The following is a 2424-nucleotide window of genomic DNA, read 5'->3' on the forward strand; positions in this document are numbered from 1 at the left end:
TGTTTTTTGCAAGCGAAAAATGCTTAAACTTGCTGCGAAAAATGCCAAGTCCACTCGCCAGTTGAATTGTCACTGCGGTATACGTTCCATCGCTTGCTTGAGCCGGAAGCTATCGCCGGTGAATGAAAGAATATGTGCGTGATGCACAAGGCGATCTACCAAAGCAGACGTCAGTTTCGTGTCCCCAAAAATCGAGGTCCATTGACCGAACTCCAGATTGGATGTGACGATCACACTCTGCTGTTCGTAGCAATCGGCAATTACGTTAAACAGCAACTCTGAGCCCGTTTGGTTAAACGGGACATAGCCCACTTCATCCAAGATTATCAGATCCATCTTCTTCAACTTCTCCCGAAAGCGACTAAGCATGCCTGCCGCAAACTTCTCCTGCAAGAGCGCCACTAAATCGGAAGCTCGAAAAAATTGAACGGCATGTCCTCTTCTGCACGCCTCTACGCCAAGCGCAGTCGCCATATGCGTCTTGCCTGTCCCGACCGCCCCCATTAGCAGCAAGTTCTCACGCTGCGTTAACCATCTCATATCGAGCAACGTCTCGAGCGTACAAGCGGCGGGAAATGAAATGTGCTCCCGAACGTAACCATCAAAGGTTTTCAAGTGCGGGAAGCCAGCCTGTTGCACGAGTTTCCCTAGCCGGGCCCGCCTGCGTCCTTCGCGCTCCGCCATCAGCAATTGCTCGACAAGGGCTTGTGTCTGCTCATCTTGTTGCTGCGCCACATAATCGACTACGTGCGCCAATCGAAGTTGTCTGCACAGGTCTGCCAGTTCCGGTTTCATCGTCAGCTCACTCCCATTAGTCGATCATATTGCTGTAGCGTTACCGTGGCTTGGGTGCCTGGCGGAGAGAACGTTTCGCTCCACGCTGCTGGTATGTCGCGGTTTGCTTGCACGAGTCCGAGTGCTGCCGTTAATTGCGCGACCGTAGCTTCGCTGGATGCTGTCGTCAGTACCTCGGCGATCTGCGCGATCGAGTAAACGCCGCACCAATGCGCTAGCGCTTGCAACCGCTCCTTACGTAAGGCAAGGTCAGCAACACTGGCATAACCCTGTACGACCCCCGGCAGCATCCGAATGAACTGCGAGTGGCCCACGCTGCGCGGCTTTCGGAGCAGGTTAGCGAAGACTTGCCCCCACGGCACCTCGGCTGTTCTGCCGGTATACGGACGCGGCACCTCCCGCACCAGTTCATGCTCCTTCGTCAAGATCGTGAGTCGGTCCCAGAAAGTCTGGATCAGGACTTCGCTACCTGGCGAAACAAGACCAACTAGCGGGATAGTGGCGCCTTCAAATCGAATCTCGCCGTATTTGTTTACGACCGATGCGCTCAGTCGGAACGGTTCGTAGGCTTCTCCTGGCAATGTCAGCAGTTGTGCGCGGTCGGCCTCCCATAGTTCGGCAATGCGGACGCCCTTGGCATAGTGCAATCGCTCGCGGTCCTGCCGCGCTTGTTCGGCGAAATGCGCGGCCAGTTGTTCATGACCTTCGAAAGGCGGAATCGGTACCGCCCAGTTACGCTTGGCATAGCCGCACTTGCTCTCTACATGTCCTTTCTCATGACCACTGTATGGATTACAGAATACGGCCTCCATCCGGTAGTGCGCACAAAATCGTTGAAAGCCCTCTGTGAGCTGACGCTCGCCATGCTTCTCAATGTGGACGACTGCGGCCGAAAGATTGTCGAACCAAATTCGCCGCGGAACGCCGCCCATCTGCTGAAAACATTGCTTCATCCCTTCAAGGAAGCATTCCTGGTTCTCCGCCGGTGTTGGATAGACGAACGCCGTGTTGCTGGATGGAAAGGAGACGACGAGCAGCTTGTAGGTCATGAGTTGCTGATCGCGACTGACTTGCATCGTGGTAAAGTCCACTTGCGCTTCTCCTGGTGGATGTTCAAGTCGCTCGTACGTCTTCGCGCGCTCCAACTCCATTCTGCTCTTCTGCAGTTGGACGTAAGAGAGGACCGTCCGTTGACCACCGGTAAACGCATACTCTGCTTGCAAGCGCTGAAAGATCCGGACGCCGGTGTGCCGTTGCTTGCGCGGGAGTAATTGATCCTCTTCCAGCCAAGCATCCACAATCTCCATATATGGCCCCATCACCGGGCTACTGCTCTTGCGTTTACCAAGTCGTTTGTTCCAATCACTCTGATCCGCATATCGCTTGGCTGTTCTCCAGTGAACACCCACCTGTCTAGCGATGTCGCTCACCGATAGTCCTTCTGCTTCACGTAGAAATTTGATATACTCTTGTTGAGGCATTTTCAGCATTCCTTCCAGTCTCCTTCGTCAGTTCTCGCAAACCTAACGATAGGAGGATAATAGGGTGCTGGCAAGTGTCTCTTTTTCTTTGCCGTTACTTGAGCATTTTTACGCTGCAACACTCGGCACTTTTAGTATGCAATAAACA

Annotated in this window: 2 protein-coding genes; both read right to left on the reverse strand. The window is 53.7% G+C overall.

Annotation, left to right across the window (positions count from 1 at the left end; genetic code table 11):
* Window positions 1-69: 69 nt before the first annotated feature.
* Window positions 70-795 (reverse strand): IS21-like element helper ATPase IstB, encoded by a 726-nt coding sequence (gene istB, locus IDH41_RS30960; protein ID WP_190868215.1) that lies wholly within the window; start codon window positions 793-795, stop codon window positions 70-72.
* A 2-nt stretch (window positions 796-797) separates the two neighbouring features.
* Window positions 798-2285 (reverse strand): IS21 family transposase, encoded by a 1488-nt coding sequence (istA, locus tag IDH41_RS30965; protein WP_190868217.1) that lies wholly within the window; start codon window positions 2283-2285, stop codon window positions 798-800.
* Window positions 2286-2424: the final 139 nt, after the last annotated feature.

This window comes from Paenibacillus arenilitoris (genome assembly GCF_014705655.1).
Lineage (GTDB): Bacteria > Bacillota > Bacilli > Paenibacillales > Paenibacillaceae > Pristimantibacillus > Pristimantibacillus arenilitoris.

Excerpts from the sequence above, each read along its gene's own strand:
- istA (WP_190868217.1), bottom strand. The coding sequence starts at position 2,285 with ATGCTGAAAATGCCTCAACAAGAGTATATCAAATTTCTACGTGAAGCA.
- istB (WP_190868215.1), bottom strand. The coding sequence starts at position 795 with ATGAAACCGGAACTGGCAGACCTGTGCAGACAACTTCGATTGGCGCAC.